The 18591-nt window shown below is 68.0% G+C and carries 15 protein-coding genes and 1 pseudogene; 11 read left to right on the forward strand and 5 right to left on the reverse strand.

Going from position 1 to position 18591, the window contains the following annotated elements; all coding sequences use genetic code 11:
* Positions 1-586: 586 nt before the first annotated feature.
* The 3 genes and pseudogenes from ACFWBB_RS18235 to ACFWBB_RS18245 all read left to right on the forward strand — a co-directional run.
* Positions 587-1684 carry an NmrA family NAD(P)-binding protein gene (locus ACFWBB_RS18235; RefSeq protein WP_385272843.1) on the forward strand — a complete coding sequence of 366 codons (1098 nt, stop codon included), beginning with the start codon at positions 587-589 and terminating at the stop codon, positions 1682-1684.
* A 341-nt stretch (positions 1685-2025) separates the two neighbouring features.
* Positions 2026-2463, forward strand: a complete 438-nt coding sequence (locus tag ACFWBB_RS18240; protein ID WP_385272988.1) for an ester cyclase — start codon at positions 2026-2028, stop codon at positions 2461-2463.
* Positions 2464-2469: 6 nt separating this feature from the next.
* Positions 2470-2953: pseudogene (locus ACFWBB_RS18245) on the forward strand (DNA polymerase III subunit alpha); the annotation flags it as partial.
* On the opposite strand, the gene ACFWBB_RS18250 reads toward ACFWBB_RS18245, so the two are convergent.
* Positions 2946-4292 carry an aldehyde dehydrogenase family protein gene (locus ACFWBB_RS18250; RefSeq protein WP_385272846.1) on the reverse strand — a complete coding sequence of 449 codons (1347 nt, stop codon included), beginning with the start codon at positions 4290-4292 and terminating at the stop codon, positions 2946-2948. The pseudogene ACFWBB_RS18245 and the gene ACFWBB_RS18250 sit on opposite strands and share 8 nt — an antisense overlap.
* 72 nt (positions 4293-4364) lie before the next feature.
* Entirely contained in the window at positions 4365-5408 is a 1044-nt protein-coding gene (locus ACFWBB_RS18255; protein ID WP_385272849.1) for an NAD(P)-dependent alcohol dehydrogenase, read from the reverse strand.
* A 173-nt stretch (positions 5409-5581) separates the two neighbouring features.
* On the opposite strand from ACFWBB_RS18255, the gene ACFWBB_RS18260 reads away from it, so the two are divergent.
* The 7 genes from ACFWBB_RS18260 to ACFWBB_RS18290 all read left to right on the forward strand — a co-directional run bounded on the left by ACFWBB_RS18260 (position 5582) and on the right by ACFWBB_RS18290 (position 14348).
* Entirely contained in the window at positions 5582-6694 is a 1113-nt protein-coding gene (locus tag ACFWBB_RS18260; RefSeq protein ID WP_385272852.1) for an alkene reductase, read from the forward strand.
* A 231-nt stretch (positions 6695-6925) separates the two neighbouring features.
* On the forward strand, positions 6926-7651 hold the full coding sequence (locus tag ACFWBB_RS18265) for an NADPH-dependent F420 reductase (RefSeq protein ID WP_385272855.1): 726 nt from the start codon (positions 6926-6928) through the stop codon (positions 7649-7651).
* A gap of 829 nt (positions 7652-8480) precedes the next feature.
* Positions 8481-10229 (forward strand): CocE/NonD family hydrolase, encoded by a 1749-nt coding sequence (locus tag ACFWBB_RS18270; RefSeq protein WP_385272858.1) that lies wholly within the window; start codon positions 8481-8483, stop codon positions 10227-10229.
* Entirely contained in the window at positions 10226-11869 is a 1644-nt protein-coding gene (locus ACFWBB_RS18275; protein ID WP_385272861.1) for an AMP-binding protein, read from the forward strand. Before ACFWBB_RS18270 ends, ACFWBB_RS18275 begins: the two co-directional genes overlap by 4 nt.
* Positions 11866-12678 carry an enoyl-CoA hydratase/isomerase family protein gene (locus ACFWBB_RS18280; RefSeq protein WP_385272864.1) on the forward strand — a complete coding sequence of 271 codons (813 nt, stop codon included), beginning with the start codon at positions 11866-11868 and terminating at the stop codon, positions 12676-12678. The genes ACFWBB_RS18275 and ACFWBB_RS18280 overlap by 4 nt, the downstream gene beginning before the upstream one ends.
* Complete coding sequence (locus ACFWBB_RS18285) at positions 12675-13433, forward strand: SDR family oxidoreductase (RefSeq protein WP_385272867.1); 759 nt, start codon at positions 12675-12677, stop codon at positions 13431-13433. Before ACFWBB_RS18280 ends, ACFWBB_RS18285 begins: the two co-directional genes overlap by 4 nt.
* A 291-nt stretch (positions 13434-13724) precedes the next feature.
* Complete coding sequence (locus ACFWBB_RS18290) at positions 13725-14348, forward strand: TetR/AcrR family transcriptional regulator (RefSeq protein ID WP_385272870.1); 624 nt, start codon at positions 13725-13727, stop codon at positions 14346-14348.
* A gap of 184 nt (positions 14349-14532) precedes the next feature.
* On the opposite strand, the gene ACFWBB_RS18295 is transcribed toward ACFWBB_RS18290, so the two are convergent.
* The 3 genes from ACFWBB_RS18295 to ACFWBB_RS18305 form a co-directional block, all read right to left on the reverse strand.
* The gene (locus tag ACFWBB_RS18295) at positions 14533-15210 is read right to left on the reverse strand and encodes a CocE/NonD family hydrolase (protein ID WP_385272873.1); all 678 of its coding nucleotides are present in this window, start codon (positions 15208-15210) and stop codon (positions 14533-14535) included.
* The gene (locus ACFWBB_RS18300) at positions 15207-15935 is read right to left on the reverse strand and encodes a CocE/NonD family hydrolase (RefSeq protein ID WP_385272876.1); all 729 of its coding nucleotides are present in this window, start codon (positions 15933-15935) and stop codon (positions 15207-15209) included. Before ACFWBB_RS18300 ends, ACFWBB_RS18295 begins: the two co-directional genes overlap by 4 nt.
* 385 nt (positions 15936-16320) lie before the next feature.
* Positions 16321-17199: an alpha/beta fold hydrolase gene (locus tag ACFWBB_RS18305; protein WP_385272991.1), complete on the reverse strand. Its 879-nt coding sequence runs from the start codon at positions 17197-17199 to the stop codon at positions 16321-16323.
* Positions 17200-17766: 567 nt separating this feature from the next.
* Between ACFWBB_RS18305 and ACFWBB_RS18310 the strand changes: the two genes are divergently transcribed.
* Positions 17767-18534, forward strand: a complete 768-nt coding sequence (locus tag ACFWBB_RS18310; protein ID WP_385272879.1) for an IS110 family transposase — start codon at positions 17767-17769, stop codon at positions 18532-18534.
* Positions 18535-18591 lie beyond the last annotated feature (57 nt).

Genomic DNA, 18591 nt, shown 5'->3' on the forward strand with positions numbered 1-18591 from the left:
GACGGCCTGAATGGAGCGCGCGGTCGACGGGCCCCTCCGGTCATTGACCCGGAACATGACGCGGAACTGGGCCATACCATCGGACAGCGCCGAATGCCGCAGGTCGTACAGCTCCTTCGCAAGCGGCGTGTTAGTGAGGCAGGTGACGGGGGAGCGCGGGCTCTGCGTCAGGCCCGATGGCATGGTCGGCCGTGTCGAAGGCGACGTGCTCGCCCCCGGGTCCACCGGATGCGGCTCGGCCCGATCGCCCTTTCGGTCAGTCTCCAACCCGACTTCACGATCCCCAACTTCCTCATCCTTGAACTGGCCCTGGCCTCCTGGTAGTCCGCGGTGCGTCCTTTCTGCGGGCGCACAGGCGCCTCCGCACCAGTCGATGGCCAAGATCTGGATACGGGCGCTTGCCGCTAGAAACCGATCGGTGTACCGTGCTGGAAACCGATTGGTTTCCGCTGTTCCATGGCCCACGCCCGCGCGGCGTCAGCCAGCCGGTGCCGTTGATCGCCAAGTTGTTGTAGGAATCAGCCCCGAACGCGCCGGCAACAGCGTGCGCCGAGCGCGTCCATACTCAACCTCGGAGTCAAAGATCATGTCTACTCATGCCACCTCGACCATCTTCGTGGTAGGCGGCACGGGGGCTCAAGGGATGCCCATCGTTCGTGCTCTCGTCGCCGACAAGAAGTACTCCGTCCGGGTCCTCACACGGGACGCCACCTCCGCCCGGGCCCAGGCTCTCCTCGCGCTCGGCAACGTCTCCATCCTCGAAGGGTCATTCGCCGACGAGGACGTGCTGCGCGAAGGATTTCGCGGCTGTGACGGGGCGTTCATCAACATCGACGGGTTCAACACCGGTGAGAAGACCGAGACCTACTGGGCCTTCCGCAGTTACGAGATAGCGATCGAAGAAGGAATCAAGTTCTTCGTCTACGGAAACCTCGACTACGCCCTCAAGAAATCAGGCTACGACTCCAGGTTCCGCACCGGCCACTATGACGGCAAGGGTCGCATGGCCGAATGGGTACTGTTCCAGAACGAAAAGAACAGGGACCGGATGGGGGCAGCGGTCTTTACGTCGGGTCCCTACATCGAGATGGTGATCTCGCCGCTCACACCCATGCAACCCGCCATCGAGGACGGTGTTGTCACGTGGCGAGTCCCGCTCGGCGAGGGCGCCGTTCCGCATGTGGCTCTCGAAGACTGCGGATTCTATGTCCGCTGGCTCTTCGACCATCCGGAACGGGCCAACGGCATGGACCTCGAAGTCGCCATCGAGCACATGACCTACACCGAAATGGCTGCAGCATTCGAGAAGGTCACCGGACATCCGGCGCAGTACATCGACACCGATCTGGAAACCTACTGGAACAGTCCGGATCTGGAGGGGATCGCTGATCACCCTGCCGGATACAACGCCGATCCCAACGACAAGAGCACCATGAGCTTCCGCGACAATTTCACGGGCTTCTGGAACGTCTGGAAGCATGGAATCATCGCCAGGGACTACGCCCTGCTCGACGAAATCCACCCCAACAGGATCAGAAGCGCTGAGGAGTGGTTCCGTCGCGAAGACCAGTTGGGAAGGGAACTCGGTAAGGGAAGCCTCTGGGAGAGGGTCCAGCCAGAGAACTGGAACATGGACTCCGCCGTCCTCAAGAGCAGCGCAGATTTCAGGACGGGCAAGTTGTAAGCACAAGTCGTAAACGGGAGATCGAACGGCGGCTCGGTATCCGCTGCGCGACGATTTGAATAACCGCGCACGGCCCTCGGTGAGCAGGCTGCGAGCTGCCGGCCGGTGGTGCAGCCCGCAGTTCGGTGAAGCGTTTTCGGACCGATCAGCAGTTCAGTTCCCGCACGATCGGCGTCGCCCGGGCTGGCCCGGCGTGGTCAGGAACCAGGCGATCGGGCACCTCGGTAGGAGAGTGTTCCGGATCACTCGCGCTCGCTCCATTGGTTCAATTGAAGTAACTGGTTCGGCTGCGGAACTGTAGCCGGTGCAGCCCGCACCACAGACCATGGAGGACCTCATGGCTGCGATCAGCACGGCCAACACCTCAAGCGAGATATCTTGAGCTGTACGGCACCGGCGACGGCGCCGGGGCGGACGAGGTGTTCGCCCCGGATGTGATCGACCACAACCCCGCTGGTGACGCCGCCTCGGGCATCGACGGCATGCGAGCGCTGATCGCCACGGTCCGTGACGGATTCACCGGCACGCAGCACCGGATCCTGTTCCAGCAGGAGCTTGCCGACGGCTGGGTGGTCCTGCATTGGCGGGTGACCGGGACCCACACGGGAGACGCCTTCGGGTTCCCCGCCAGCGGCAACCCGGTCGACATCAAGGGCACCGACATCGTCCGCGTGATTGACGGCAAGATCACCGAGATCTACCGCGTCGATTCTGTGTCAAGTCCAGCTGTGTTGCCCGCAGCTCTCCACGGCTTCGTGAGGGACCGAGGCGCGCAGTGAAGGCGTTCCAGCGACGCCAAGCATCTGCAGTCGCTGCACGCTGGTCAGCCGGCCTTCGTCACCGGTGTGCGCGCTGCCCCCCCCCATACCCCGCCGATCCCGTCCGGCAAGCGCGTGATCTCCGTGACGCTGGAGGACGGCTCGGGCATGATCGACTTGGCCCTCTTCGAGGACAACCACGCGGAGCGCGCGCAGAAGACCTTCCATTCCGGGCTGCTGCTGGTGCGTGGCACCATCGAGCGCAGCGGTAACCGCCGCACCGTGGTCGGCCAGGCGGTCTGGGACCTCGAAGAAGTCGCCGCGGCCCGCCGGGACTTGGGGCCCGAGGCGGCCCTCACGCTCCTCGGCCGCGCCGGGCCCGCGCAGCACCGCGCGGCGCCCGCCGAGCGGGCCTTGCCCGACGGGACGGCCGGTGCCCGCCTCCACCCGTGGAGTGATCTTCAGCCCTGCGGGGAGCCGCTCGGTGGACCTGCGGCGCCTCGCTAGCTGAGCGGCACGTCCACGACAGCCTTGATGTGGCTGAACGCCTCGAGGGAGTACAGGCCGTGGTAGTGGCCCATGCCGCTTTCGCCGACGCCCCCGAAAGGCAGGCCAGGCAGGAGCACGTGCGTCCCCGGCTGCCCCGAGGCGAGGCCGCCGGAGGACGTCTCGTTCACCAGGCGTGACTTGGTGGCCTCGGACCTGGTGAGGGCGTAGAGCGCGAGCGGCTTGTCGCGTTCGTTGATGAAGTCGATGGCGGCGTCGAGGTCGGCGACTTCGATGATGGGGAGGATCGGACCGAAGATCTCCTCCTTCATGACCGGTGATGCGGGGTCGACGTCGGTGAGGACCGTCGGTGCGATGTACAGGTCGTCACGGTCGTGCTGGCCTCCCACCGCCACCTGGCCGGAGTCCAGCAGACGGGTGAGCCGGTCGAAATGCCGCTGGTTGACGATCCGGCCGTAGTCGGGTGCGGTCTGCGGTGTGGAGCCGAACTGGGCTTCGAGCGCCGTGCGGAGGGCGGGAATCAGCGCGGCAGCGGTGGCCGAATCAGCCAGAACGTAGTCCACTGCTCCGCACGCCTGTCCCGCGTTGAAGAACTTGCCTCCGACCAGCCGCTTCGCAGCCTCGTCCACGTCGGCGTCGGGCGCCACGAAGATCGGACACTTGCCCCCGAGTTCAAGCGTGACGGGGGTGAGGTTCTTGGCCGCTGCGGCCATGATGATCCGGCCGACCGTGCCGTTGCCGGTGTAGAAGATGTGGTCGAAGCGTTGGGCCAGGAGGGCCGTGGTCTCCTCGGCGCCTCCCTCGACCACGGTGAGGACGTCGGCGTCGAAGTACTGGCGCAGGAGGCGGGAAAGCACCGCCGAGGTGCGCACCGAGATCTCGCTCGGCTTGGCCACCACGGTGTTTCCGGCGGCCAGTGCGCCGATGATGGGATCGATGAGGAGATGCACCGGGAAGTTCCACGTGCCGATCACCAGGACGACCCCGAGCGGGTCGTACTTGGTGTGAGCCGTTGTCGTGGGACCGAAGAGGGCAGGAACCTCCACCGGGCGGGGCTGAAGCCAGTTCTCGAGGCTCGCCAGCGTCTCGTCGATGTGACCGACGGTGAGGTCGATCTCCGCCATCTTCGCCTCGGTGGTGTTCTTCCTCAGATCCGCCCAGAGCGCTTCGAGCAGCTCCTTCTCGTTTTCGACCAGCATCGCCCGCAGCCGCTGCAGCTGGTTGACGCGCCAGTCCAGTCCGCGGGTGACGCCGGTGTTGAACGTCGCGCGAAGGCGGCCGACGACCTCCGCAGCGGGTTCGCTCTGGCGCGTCCTGGACTCGTTCGCCTTTGTTGCGGTCATGGGGTGTGCTCCGTTCTTGAGGTAAGTCACATGTCAAAGCGGGTGCGGCGGGTGCGGCGGGTGCGGTGGGTCTCAGATGGTCGCGTTGTCGATCACGAACCGGTAGCGCACGTCGCTGGCTTCCATTCGCGTGAACGCCTCGTTGATCTCGGACGCTGCGATGAGTTCGATCTCTGCGCCGAGGCCGTGCTCGGCACAGAAGTCGAGCATTTCCTGGGTCTCGGCGATGCCGCCCATCGCTGAACCGGCGAGGGTCTTGTTGCCGTAGATGAGGGAGAAGAGGTTGAGGGAGATCGGCTCCTCGGGGACACCGACGTTCACCAGCGCACCGGGCATCTTGAGCAGGCTGAGGTAGGCGTCGAAGTTCAGCGGCGCCGAGACGGTGGAGAAGATGCGGTCGAAGCTGCCCGCCAGTTCCTGGAAGGTGGCTGGGTCGCCGGTGGCGTAGTAGTGGTCGGCGCCCAGGCGCAGGCCGTCGTCCTTCTTGTGCAGAGACTGCGACAGGACGGTGACCTCCGCGCCCATCGCGTGTGCGATCTTGACGCCCATGTGGCCGAGACCGCCCAGGCCGAGGATGGCGACCTTCTTGCCGGGGCCCACACCCCACTGCTTCAGCGGGGAGTACATGGTGATGCCGGCGCACAGCAGCGGCGCGGCCACGTCGAGGGAGAGGCCGTCGGGGATGCGCACGACGTAGTTCTCGTCGACGACGACCTTCTGCGCGTAGCCGCCGTAGGTGACTTCGCCGTCACGGCCGATGGCGCCGTACGTGGGGGTCATACCGCCGTTGGTGCACATCTGTTCAAGGCCGGCCTTGCAGTTGTCGCACTCGCGGCAGGAGTCGACCAGGCAGCCGACGCCCACGCGGTCGCCGACCTTGTACTTGGTGACGCCGGGGCCGACCTCGGAGACGACGCCTGCGATCTCGTGGCCCGGGACCATCGGGAAGATGGCCTTGCCCCAGCCCTCGCGGGCCTGGCTGACGTCGGTGTGACAGACACCGGTGAACTTGATGTCGATCAGTACGTCGTGCTCCCGGACCGCGCGACGTTCGATGGTGGTGCGCTCCAACGGAGCCTTGGCGGCAGGGGCTGCGTACGCGGCGACAGTGGTCATGCCGTGGTTCTCCTTGCGGGGAGGGGGAGGAGGAAGGGCACGCCGGGCTGCCTTCTTCCGGCCGGGCCTGTTCCTTCACCGTAACTCATGTTCGCGTTGATGCGTACATGGGCTACAGTGAAGGACCGGAATGGCCTTCCCCCCGTTCTCCACCGCATTGCAGAAGGACACCCATGCCCGTCAACACCTCAGAAATTTCCTCTGTTCCGTCACTCTTCTCCCCGGTCACCCTCGGGAAGATCGAGCTCGCCAACCGCATCGTCATGGCACCGCTGACCCGGGTCCGGGCCGGTTCCACCGGCATCCCCGGGAACCTGATGGTCGAGTACTACCGGCAGCGGGCGAGCGTCGGAATGATCATCACCGAGGGCACCTACCCCGACCACGCGTCGCAGGGATGGGTCGGCGCGCCGGGCATCGCCACCGACGAGCAGGCGGCCGGCTGGCAGCGGGTGTTCGAGGCGGTGCACGCCCAGGGCGGCCGCATCGTCCTGCAGATCATGCACGCCGGCCGCGCCGCACACCCCGACGTCAACGGCGGCCGTCGCGTTCTCGCCCCCAGCGCGATCGCCATAGACGGCAAGACGTTCACAGAGAAGGGCGAGCAGCCCTTCCCCGTACCGGAAGCCATGACCACTGCAGAGACCCGGGCAGCCCTGGAGAACTTCGTCGCCGCGGCCCGCCGGGCCATCGAGGCGGGAGCGGACGGCGTGGAGATCCATGGCGCCAACGGCTACCTGCTCCACCAGTTCCTCTCCCCGGCGGCCAACCAGCGCACCGATGAATACGGCGGCTCGCCGCAGAACCGGGCTCGCTTCGTCGTCGAGGTGGTCACGGCGGTCGCCGAGGCCGTCGGTGTCGAGCGGGTCGGGCTGCGGATCTCGCCGGAGATCAGCCTCGCGGACGTCTTCGAGACCGACCGGGATGACGTCCTGGCCACCTACGGCACCCTGGTGGACCAACTGCGCCCGCTGCACCTGGCCTACCTCTCCGTCCTGCACACCGAGCCGGGCGGCGAGCTGGTCCAGGAGCTGCGGCAGCGCTTCGATGGCAAGCTGCTTGTCAACAGCGGCTTCCTCGGAGGGCAGACCACCCGCGAGGACGCGATACAGCGGATCGAGGCCGAGCACGCCGACGCCGTGGTCGTGGGCCGGGCTCTCATCGCCAACCCCGACCTGGTCGAGCGCTGGCGGAACGGGCATCCCGAGAACGAGCCGCGGCCGGAACTGTTCTACGTACCGGGCGCAGAGGGCTACACCGATTACCCCTTCCTCCAGGCGGACTGAGGACTCACGGTTGCGCCTGTCCATGCTGCGGCCCGCCACTTCGGATGAGTTCGCCGCCCTCGCTGGACAGGTCCCCGTGTTCCGGTTCGACGGCCGGCCGGCACGCCGGCCGGGTCTTCAGGTCCGGTCTGCGCGCCGGTAAAGGCCGGTTCCGGAGCGGTATCGGTGCCGGCGCCGCCGTGACCACTGCACGACATGGCCCCCCTCCCTCAATCCAAAGCAGGAGTAGACATGACCACCCTCGGCATCATCGGAAGCGGAAACATCGGCGCCGCCGTCGCGCGCCTCGCGGTCGCGGCAGGCATCCCCGTCGTGGTGTCCAACTCCCGAGGCCCGCAGAGCCTCGCCGGCCTCATCGCCGAGCTGGGCCCGCTGGCCACGGCCGGCACGGTCGAGCAGGCGGCCCAGGCTGGTGACCTCGTCCTGCTGTCTGTACCGCTCACTGCGCACACCGCCGTCCCGGCCGCACTGCTCGCGGGCAAGACAGTGCTGGACACCAGCAACTACTACCCTTCCCGCGACGGCCGGATCGCCGAGCTCGACGATGACAAGGTCACCACCAGTGAGCTGGTCCACCGGCACTTCGAGGGAGCCCGGCTGGTCAAGGCGTTCAACAGCATCCTGGCTCACCACATCCCCCAGCTGGCCCGCCCCTCGGAGAACCCGGGGGCCGCCGACCGCACCGCACTGCCGATCGCCGGTGACGACGCCGGCGCGAAAACCGACGCGGCGACGCTGATCAACCGACTGGGATTCGACACCATCGACACCGGCTCGCTCGCGCAGAGTTGGCGCTTCGAACCCGATGCCACCGCCTACACCCGCCTCTACCTTGCCGATCCCTCCACGCCCGATACGCAGATTTTCACAGCGCCTGGCCGCCCCGTTCCCGCTGCCGAGCTGCGAACCGCGCTCCAGGCAGCCGAGCGGGTACGGGTGGCCGACCGCGTCATCTGACCCCGCCGGCAACCAGTACGCAGCACTGTCGTGGCTCCACGCGAAGCAACTGATATCCCGTGCTGACAGCGACGTCACTGCCCGCCCGGGCGCACCTTGGAAGCGCATGACCTGGTGCGCAAGTTCGCCGCCATGCTGTCCGTGATGCCCCACATCGCCTGACTGGCTCGGCATGCTCACGACCAACGGCCTGGCCCACTCGATGGCGTGGCACTGCACTGCACGAGGACCACTCCGGATCAAGTCCTGACCTGCATGAATACGGGTCAGGACTTTTTGCGCTGATGCCAAACCGCACATGCTCTCTTGGTCGGCGCTTTTCGCAGGGCAGACTACTGCGACCAGTCGGTCCACTTGAAGTGTCTGCGCTGGCCGGGTGTCCTGGGCTTTCAGGCAGTCACCCTGCGGAAACTATGTCTGACCTGCGTGAATGTGGCCGACGGCGCACTGAGATGCAAACGGTCTGGTGGGTCGTCACCCTTTTTCAGCGCCTCTCGTCCGGCTACTGCCGGCGGGCGACTGCGCGGCCATCCGTGCAGTCACCAAAGCAGGCACACCGAGACCCGGTGCTGGAGAACTCCCATGCCTACGACGAAGGGTCCAGCAGCCACCGCTGATGTCTCGACCTGGCGTGTTGCCACCCACCGTCACAACTTCCCCCCGGGTTCCGCCGGGCGGTTCCCGTCGTTGGGCGATCTGCCGCCGGTGCCGGGCGGAGGAACCCGCACCGGTGGTCAGTCACGAAGCATCTTGGTAATTGACAGGGTACGAGAGTACCTCTTAACGTACCCGCACCGCAGCAACACCGTCAGCTCAACGAGGAGCGCCGATGCAGCACGTATACGACATAGATGCCCGGGTTCCGATGCGTGACGGCGTGGCCCTGGCCGCCAACGTGTGGCATCCGACCGAGGGGCAAGGGCCGACGCTGCTCGTGCGCATGCCGTACGGCAAGGACGTGATGGGCATCACTTTGGGGGGAATCCTGCCCAATCTCCCCGCTTTGCTGGAGGCCGGTTACGCCGTGGTGGTGCAGGACTGCCGGGGCACCCACCGCTCGGAGGGCGAGTTCGTTCCTCATATGGCCGACCGGGCCGACGGTGAGGACACCGTCGCCTGGATCACTGACCAGCCGTGGTCGGACGGCGCGGTGGGCATGTACGGGGCGTCCTACCTGGGGATGGTCCAGTGGGAGACCGCCGTGACCGGTACTCCCGCGCTCAAGGCGATCGCGCCGGCCTTCACCTCGATCGACAACTATGAGGCGCCCTGGTTCTCCGCGGGCGGTGCGCTGTCACTGAGCCTGGTCACGGTGTGGAACGCCATGATGTACGCGGCCGACGCGCAGCGGTCCCTGGCGGCCGGCGAGGGCTCCGTGTCGCAGCTGCAGCAGCTCGGTCAGGCGTTCCTGTTCCCGGAGCCGCTGAACGAGGTGCTGCCGACGGGTGAGGTTCCGGTCCTGGAGGAGTACGGGAAGTGGTGGGACGACTGGATGGCCCACCCGTCCCACGACGGGTACTGGGACGCCATGGAGCTCACGCCCGAGCTCAAGAACGTCACGGCCCCGGCGCTCAACATCGGTGGCTGGTACGACCTGTACATCGGGCAGACCGTGCGCACCTACACGACTGCCCGCAGGCAGGCGGGCAGTGCGCAGGCACGTGAGGGGCAGCGGCTGATCATCGGTCCGTGGGATCACATGTCATCGACCGGCGTCTATCCCGACCGCTCCTTCGGCCCGCTGGCCAGTGCCCAGATGCTGGGCCTGACCGGCCTGCACGTGAAGTTCTTCGACCGCTGGCTGCGCGGCGACACCACCGCTCTGGACGACGTGGCACCGGTGAAGATCTTCGTGATGGGCATCGACCAGTGGCGCGACGAGCAGGAGTGGCCGCTGCCCGACACGCAGTGGACCGACTACCACCTCAGCAGCACCGGCCACGCCAACACAGCCGGCGGCGACGGCACGTTGACGACCGAACCGCCTACCGGCGCCGGGCACGACACCTACCTCTACGACCCGCGCCGCCCGGTCCCCACAGCCGGCGGGGCATCCATGCCGGTGACACTGGAACTCTGCGGCCCGGTCGACCAGCGGACCGTCGCCGGCCGCGAAGACGTCCTGTGCTTCGCCGGCCCCGTGCTGGAGGAGCCTGTCGAGGTCACCGGTCCGGTCAGCCTGACCCTGTTCGTCTCCTCCTCGGCGGTGGACACCGACTTCACCGCCAAGCTCGTCGACGTCTTCCCCGACGGCAAGGCGATCAACCTGTGCGACGGCATCCTGCGCGCCCGCTACCGCAACGGTCTCGCCACGGAAGAACTGATGGAGCCCGGCACGGTCTACGAGATCACCATCGACATGACCGCCACCTCCAACGTGTTCCTGCCCGGTCACCGCATCCGCGTGGACGTCTCCAGCAGCAACTTCCCCCGCTACGACCGCAACACCAACACCGGCGGCGTCATCGCCCGGGAGAGCGAGGAGCAGATGATCCCCGCCGTCAACCATATCCATCACGGACCGAACCACCCCAGCCGTCTGATCCTGCCGATCATCGACCGCAAGGACCAGCAGTGAGCGCCGCCGACCGGGTCGCCGAACTGACCGCGACCTTCGCGGCCCCTTCCCTCAACGCGGCCTGGCTGCTGTGCGACCGGCACCCCGCCGACCGCGTCGCGTTCGCCGTCGCCGACGGCACCGGCAAGGCTTCCACGCTGACCTTCGGAGAGCTCGCAGCCCACTCGCACCGCTGTGCGCGGGCGCTGCAGGAGCTTGGGGTCGGTCCGGGGGACAGGGTGGCGACCCTGATGGGCAAGAGCACCGACCTGATCACCGTCATCCTGGCGATCTGGCGGCTCGGCGCGGTCTACGTCCCGCTGTTCACCGCGTTCGCGCCCCAGGCCATTGCCCTGCGCCTGGAAGGCTCGGGTGCGCACGTCGTGGTCGTCGACCCGGACCAGCGCCACAAACTCGGCCCGGGCCCCGACATGCCGGACGACCCTCAGCGCCGCATCGTCGTCGCCGGAACCGCCTCGTCCGGTGGTGACGCGTCGCTGGCCGAGCTCGTCGCGGCCGCGTCACCGGAGCCGGTGCCCGCCATCCCCACGAGCGGGGACGGACCGCTGGTGCACATGTTCACCTCCGGCACCACAGGCAAGCCCAAGGGCGTCATCCACCCCGTCTCCTACATCGCCGGATGGCAGATCTACCTGGAGTACGGCCTCGGCGTCACCCGGGACAGCAGCTACTGGTGCGCCGCGGACCCCGGCTGGGCCTACGGGCTGTACGCCGCGATCGTCGCCCCGATGGCCGCAGGCATCCCCAGCCTGCTGCTGGCCGGCGGGTTCTCCCTGGAGACGACCTGGCGCACCCTGATCGACCACCAGGTCACCGACTTCGCCGCCGCCCCGACCGTGTACCGGGGACTGCGCTCCTCGCCGGTGCCCGTGCCGCAGAAGCTGCGCCTGGAGCGGGCGTCCAGCGCGGGGGAGCCCCTGACTCCCGAGGTCAACGAGTGGGCCGGCGCCGCGCTCGGCCTGGCAGTGCACGACCACTTCGGCCAGACCGAGGTCGGCATGCCGCTCGCCAACCACCACCATCCTGAACTCGCCCGCCCCCTCAAGGCCGGATCGATGGGCCGGCCGGTACCCGGCTGGAGCCTGACCGTCCTGGCCGACGAGAAGGACGAACCCGCCGGACCAGGCGTGCTCGGCCGGGTCGCGATCGACGTCGCCGCCAGCCCGCTGATGACCTTTGGCGGCTACCAGATCCCCGGGCAGGCTGGCGCGAAATTCACCGCCGACGGCCGCTATTACCTCACGGGCGACGCCGGGCGCGTCGACGCCGACGGGGACTTCTTCTTCTCCTCCCGCGACGACGACGTCATCATCATGGCCGGCTACCGGATCGGGCCGTTCGAGATCGAGAGCGTCCTCGCCCAGCACCCCGCCATCGCCGAGTGCAGTGTCATCGGCGCACCCGACGACGTCCGCGGCGAGGTCATCGAGGCGTACGTCGTCCTGCGCGACGGCCACGACGGCTCACCGGAACTGGCCACCGAACTCCAACTCCTGGTCAAGACCCGCTACGCCGCCCACGCCTACCCCCGCACGATCCACTTCATCGACGCCCTGCCCAAGACACCCAGCGGCAAGACCCAGCGCTACCTGCTGCGCAAACGCCGACGCACCGAACTCACCACCCGAGAGACACCGTGACCGACACCGACACCGACACCGACACCGACACCGAGCCCTTGCTCGTCGAACAACGCGGACCCGTCCGATGGCTGCTGCTCAACCGCCCCGAGCGGCGCAACGCCCTCGACATCACCCTCATCGAGGCCCTGGACAAGCAGATCACCAGCGCCGAGGCCGACCCCGGCACAGCGGTCATCGCCGTGGCAGGCAGGGGGCCCAGTTTCTGTGCCGGCGGGGACTTCCACCAGTTCCTCCAGCTGCACGACCGTGGCGACAACCCGGTCGACTTCCTGACCGACGTGTCGGCCTGCTTCAGCCGCATCGCGGCCAGCCCGAAACCATGGGTCGCGGTCCTGCACGGTCACGCCGTCGCCGGCGGCCTAGAACTCGCCCTGGCCTGCGATGTCGTCGTCGCCGCCGACAGCACCCTCATCGGCGACGGCCACGTCAAACAGCGGCTGGTACCGGCCGGCGGGTCCAGCGTGCGGCTGCCCGGTGCGGTCGGACGCGGACTGTCACGCTGGCTCCTGCTCACCGGCGAACTACTGCCCGCGACCTCCTTCGCGCACACCGGCTGGATCCACGCGATCGTGCCCGAGGCCGACCTCCACGACACCGCCACCCGCGTCTGCCACCAACTGGCCGACCGCAACAGCCCCGCCCAGCAACGGCTCAAGACGCTGCTGCACCGCATCGACGGCATCGCCCCCGAGCAGGCCCTGCGCGAGGAACTTGCCACCTTCGCCGACAACTGGACGGCAAGCTCCGTCGCCGACGCCTTGCGGGCCTTCCTCACTCCCCACACCACGAAAGCAGACACCACGTGAACCGCTACCACGGACGCGTCGTCGCCATCACCGGCGCCGCACAAGGTCTCGGCCTCGCCATGGCGACCCGCTTCGCCGCCGAGGGCGCCACCGTCGCGCTGGCCGACGTCAACGAACAGGCACTCACCTACGCCGCCAGGACCCTCACCGACGCCCACGACGTGAAACTTCGCGCCGACGTGGTGGACGTGACCGACTCCGCCCAGGTCAACGCCTGGATCGCCGGCATCACTGCCGAACTCGGCCGCCTCGACGTGCTGGTCAACAACGCCGGCATCATCCGCGACAACCGCGTCGAGGACATCACCGACGACGACTGGCACGCGGTCATCGGCGTCAGCCTCACCGGCGGCTTCCACTGCGCCCGCGCCGCGTTCGGCCCCATGAAACGCCAGGGGTACGGACGTATCGTCAGCTTCTCCTCCATGTCATGGCGCGGGAACTTCGGCCAGACCAACTACGTGGCCGCCAAGGCCGGCATCGTCGGCATGACCCGCACCCTCGCGCTGGAGGGCGCCCGCCACGGCATCACCGCCAACGCCATCGCCCCCGGCCTCATCGACACTCCGATGCTCGCCTCCATGAACGGTCCCGCACGCGACAAGCTCACCAGCAAAGTCCCGATGCGCCACACCGGCAGGCCCGAGGACATCGCCGAAGCCGCGGCCTTCCTCGCCAGCGAAGCCGCCGGCTACATCACCGGCATCGTCCTCGACGTGGACGGCGGCATCTCCATCGGATCCTCCATCCGGTAACCGCGAGCCAGGGGCGAGCAGGTGCTCATCCACTGCATCGATTCGTCGTTGTCCGGCCCAGCCACGCTGACCGGGCCGTACTGACAACGCCCTGATCACCGAGACGCCGGCCGGATCGGACCAGGAGACGCGTCCCGAACAGTTCCGGCACCCTTGCCTGAACGTCACTCACGGGGCTCACCGTGGGTACGTTAGACGGTACGCTAGTACCCGCTAGCCAGGGTCGACTTTCCGGCGGCCTGGACAATCACTCCCCGCTTCCGGTGGGGACGCTCCTGGGAGACTGCTGTGGTGACGGCCCAAACTGACTCGCGTGACCGACGCCCGCGCCGAACGGCGCGCAGGCGGGTCGTCGACACACGTCGGCGGGACGAACTGCTGCGCCAGGCCGAGGCGATCATCCTGGCCGAAGGCTTCACCGCGGTGACCATGGACGAGCTCGCCCAGCGACTGGAGTGCTCCAAGGCGACGCTGTACAGCCTCGCCTCCACGAAGGAACAGCTGGTACTGGCGGTCACCCGCGCCTTCTTCCGGGAGGCGACGGCCGAGATCGAACAGGCTGTCCAGGCCGAGCCCGACCCCAGGCAGCGCATCCACGTCTACCTCGTCGGCGTCGGCACGGCCATGCGCCGGCATTCCCACGCCTTCTACGACGACATGGTCGGTTACGCACCGACCGCACAGATCTACCGCGAGAACTCCGCCGCCGCCGCGCAACGGGTCCACGAACTGATCGAGGAGGGCGTGCAGACCGGGGTTTTCCGCGCGCTCAACGGGCATTTCGCCGCCCAGGTCGTGGCAGTCACCATTGATGCCGTGCAGTCCGGGACCCTGCTCGAACGCACCGGGCTGACCGCCGGGGACGCGTTCTCCCAGCTCGGCGACCTCCTCCTCGACGGCCTGTCAGCGGCCTAGTCTGGTGCCCACCAGGACTTCCGCCGCCGACACCGGGAAGTGTCCGAGGAACGGCACCTCTCTGCGTCAAAGGTCAGACGGTCCCGAACAGCTGCGGGCGCTCAGCGAGGCCATCACCACTGCGGCCGAGACGACTCCCTCTCGATCGCCTCCGTCGAGACCGAGGGCGAGTGCACGGTCCGGCTCAACCTCGCCTCGCCGTCCCCGATCGTGCCCCTGCTCCTGTCCCAGTACGGAAACCGGGGCGCCCACCGCGGCGTCTGCTGACAGGCAGGCGCCCTGCTGGGAGGTCATCGCTTCCGGCGGCGGGATGTCTGCCGCCCTTCGACCGAGCCGACATGATTGCTTCGGCGACCTTGCCCGCCGGGCGACGGACCGGCAGCTCTCCCCGTTTCTGGTCAGGCCGGAGGCACCACGGGCAGGATGATGCGGGAGGGCCGGTCCGGGTCGTGGAAGATCTGCTGGCGGGCCACTCGGGCCGTGGTCGCCGCCGGTGTTGAGGTTGCGGTCCCAGCGGGGGAGAAGTGCTGGAGGTGACCTGGACTCGTATGCGGTGTCCTGCCCGGAAGACGATGCTGGTCGACCACAGGTCCACGAGGTGCTCGGCCGCTTCGCTCGGTGTTGCCGCGCGCACGCGCACGATGCCGTCGGTCACGTTGCGGGAGACGTCGTTCTCGTCGACGTCGCACAGGCGTGCCACCCAGTCGGTGGAGGGGCCGTTGGTGGCGGCGAACAGTACCGGCTTGACGCGGCCGGTCACCTCGGTGTCCTGGGTGAGTGGTTCGGTGGTGAAGACCAGGACGTCCTCGCGTGCCTCCATGGTCGTCTGGTCGAGTGGTCCGGGACGGAAGTCGTCGGTCATGAGGAGAGCCCGCCGGTGGTGGGCATCGGATCCAGCGGGGCGTAGGTGAACTCCTCGACCTGCTCGGCGACAGGCGGCGGCTCAACGGTCAGGCGTCCGTCGGCGCGGAGGTGGAAGTCGGTGTCCACGGCCCGGGACAGGGGCCATTCGGTCTCCTCGCGCCGCTGGTTGACGCCCATGACGAACAGCGCACCTGGCCGCATGGCGGTGAAGTTGTCGAGCGTGCCCTGGCTGAAGATATCGTACCAGCCGCCGGCCTGGAAGGTGGGCAGGTCGACCTCGTCGTGCCGGCCCGCGACGCGGCAGGAGCGCGCCCAGTCGGGCTCGTGCCGAGACCGCTCATGGCCCAGCTCGGGCAGGTCGTGCCGGGCGAACGCGGGAAGCCGCCCGGCGGGCAGCTCCGCGTAGCGGCCGCCCGCGAGGCCGTCGACATCCCGCACGAGCCCGCCAAGGCCGGCCACGAGCGCGGCGGGGTCGGTGCGGTGACGGCGCATCAGCGTGGCGGCGCCGTGCAGAAGCGACCAGGTCACGGTCGTACCGAGTTCGATCGTGCCGCCGCGTGTCCACAGTCCGTCGTCCGGATCGGACCACGTGACCATCGGGGCGATCGCCTTCAGCTCCGGCGGCTTCGACAGCGCCGCCATCCACTGGGTGTTGCCGAAGTAGCTGGCGCCCAGCATGCCGACCGAGCCGTTCGAGCCGGGCAGGGCGGCGGCCCACCGCACGGTGTCGTACCCGTCGCTCTCCTCGTACGTCCACGGCTCCCGCTCCCCTTCCGGAGGCGAACCGGCGACGGGTGTTTTGGATGACCACCATGAACCCGTGCCGGGCCGCCGCCAGGGGATTGAACGCCGCGGGCAGAAGGGGCATCTGCTTGCCGTAACGGCAGCCGCATCAGCAGCACCGGCCACGGTCCCACGCCCACGGGCCGGTAGACATCGGAGCACAGCACCGTGCCGTCACGCATCTCCGCCGGAACATCGAACTCGATCTGCATCTCTGCCATGTGCCGCTCCTTTGCATGCCGTGACGCTGTCACGCGACATGGTCGAACCGGTCCCGGTCACGCGCTACACCCGAACGGGGGTGGCCACGGCACTCTCGGGGCAGTCACGCCAGCGCGGTCAGCAGGTCGGCCAGCACGTCGGGCCGTTCCAGGGCGATGAAGTGGCCGGCCTTCGGCACTTGAGTGAAGGCGGCGGCGGGCAGCAGCTTCTTGTTGGCCTCGCGGTCAGAGGGCCGGGACCAGTCGTTCTCCCCGTAGACGAGGTGGACGGGTGCCTTGACCTCGGCGTAGCGCGAGCGGGCGGCGATGAGGCTGGGCAGGCTCTGGTACACGCCCCGGGCGACGGTCGAGTAGCCGGGGCGGCCGCCCACCTGGAGGAGTTCGTCGAGGTAGTCCTCCCGCAGCGCGGTCTTGTCGACCAGCCCGCCCTGCAGGATCCGGCGGACGACGGGCTTGGGCTCCACCCCGGCGACCACCGGGCCCGCTCCCGGAGTGAGGACACCGCCGACCACCACACGGGCGAGAAGGCTGGAGCGGGCGATCCCGCCGGGGAAGTCGTAGGTGTTCACCGCGACGACGCGTCGTACCCGCTCGGGCAGGTCGGCCGCGGTGGTCAGGGCGAGCACCGCTCCCATGGACTCCCCGACCAGGGTCACGTCGTGAAGGTCGAGTTCGGTCAGGAGCCGCTTGACGCCCGCGCGCATGGCCGGCTCGTCGTACGACGCGCCGGGAACGATCTCGGAGTAGCCCATCCCCGGCAGGTCGAGGGCATACACGGTGTACTGGTCCGCGATCAGCGGGATGAGGTGGCGGAAGTGCTCGGCCTGCGTGCGCACGGTGTGCAACAGGATCACGGGAGCCCCGGTGCCCGCCTTGAGGTAGCGCAGCGTTCCCTCGCGGCTGTGGCGTTCTGCGCGTGGGGCGATGGTGTGGCTGGTGGTCCCCGGAATGTGAATCGTGGGACGGGACTCGTGGCTGGGCATCTTGTTCTTCGATGCGGGCATGGCTACCTCCACAGGCTCGGAAACCGATCGGTTTTCAGTACAGTAAACCGATCGGTTTCCGATCGCAAGTCCAAGGGTGGCATCAGCCGAGTCGGGCCGCCGAGTAGGAATTTGAGACCGGCTTCCCCGACCATGTCGGAGGGACGTTTCGGCATGGTCGGGGTGGGTGAGGTGTAGGGCGGCCGGCTGATGGCAGCGCATGCCTTCGCCGCCGAAGAGGGTGCTGGTCAGGTTTTCCACGTACACGGTGATCGAACCACCGCCATGATCGTCGCGCCCGCGGGGGAGAGGAGTGGTCGGCGGAGTGAGTCCCCGGCAGGGTGCCCATTATCTCCGTTGTAGAGCCCGGTTCGGGCTCGTGGCCTTCGGGACCGGTATGACTCGTTGCCCCTGTCCTTGATGATCGGGGGGTGCTGTCGCCATCCTGGCGGCACCGGATGGTCGCTGATGGAAGGGTGTCAGTCGACAGGCAGGGCTGCGTAATGTGGCTGCCGATCTCCGGTGCCGGGCGGGCCACCGGTGGTGACTCCGGGGAGGGAAAGCCCGGTGACCAGAAACGACTTCACCTCGATCGATGTGTTCTGCGCCCTGGACGTGGGTAAGTCCGCCCATCACGGCACGGCTCTGCTGGCCGACGGCCGTACGGTGTTCGACAAGCCGCTGCCCAACGGCGAGCCCCAGCTGCGGGAGTTGTTCCCACGCCTGGGCCGCCCGGGGAAAGTCCTGGTCGTGGTCGACCAGCCCGCGTCCGTGGGGACCTTGGCGGTGGCCTGGCCCGCGCCGGCGGATGCAAGGTGGCCCACCTGCCCGGCCTGTCCATGCGCCGACTGCCATCCCGGCACCGGCAAGACCGACGCCCGCGACGCCTACGTCATCGCCGATGCCGCCCGCGCCATGCCCCACCCGCTGCACAGCATCGAAGCCGACGAGAGCGTGCGGGCCGAACTGACCATGGTCTACGACGACGACCTCGTCCAGGACGCCACCCGCACCTCCAACCGGCTGCGCGTACTGCTCACCTCGATCATCATGCTCGGTGGCCTAGGTCGTAGATGCCGGGCGGTCCCGGCAGGCATCTCCAGGACCAGATCGCGGGTGGTGAGGCGGTTCGCCAGGGCGGTGAGTTCGGCGGCGTCGCGGCCGAGCCGCTTCATCTTGTTACACGGTGAAGATGACCTGGCCGTGCGGGGCGTCCGCGTTGGATCGGCTTCAGGTGCGGCGTGTCGTGACACCGTGCTCCGATCTGGCCGTGCCCGACGCCCCATACATGACGTGGATGCCGAACTTGTCGTTGTCTCTGACGTTGTTCGCTGACAGGACCCCAGTGCGGTCCGGTGCGGGAACGGGGGTCGGCCGAGCGAATCAACAATT

This window comes from Streptomyces sp. NPDC060000 (assembly GCF_042737375.1).
Lineage (GTDB): Bacteria > Actinomycetota > Actinomycetes > Streptomycetales > Streptomycetaceae > Streptomyces.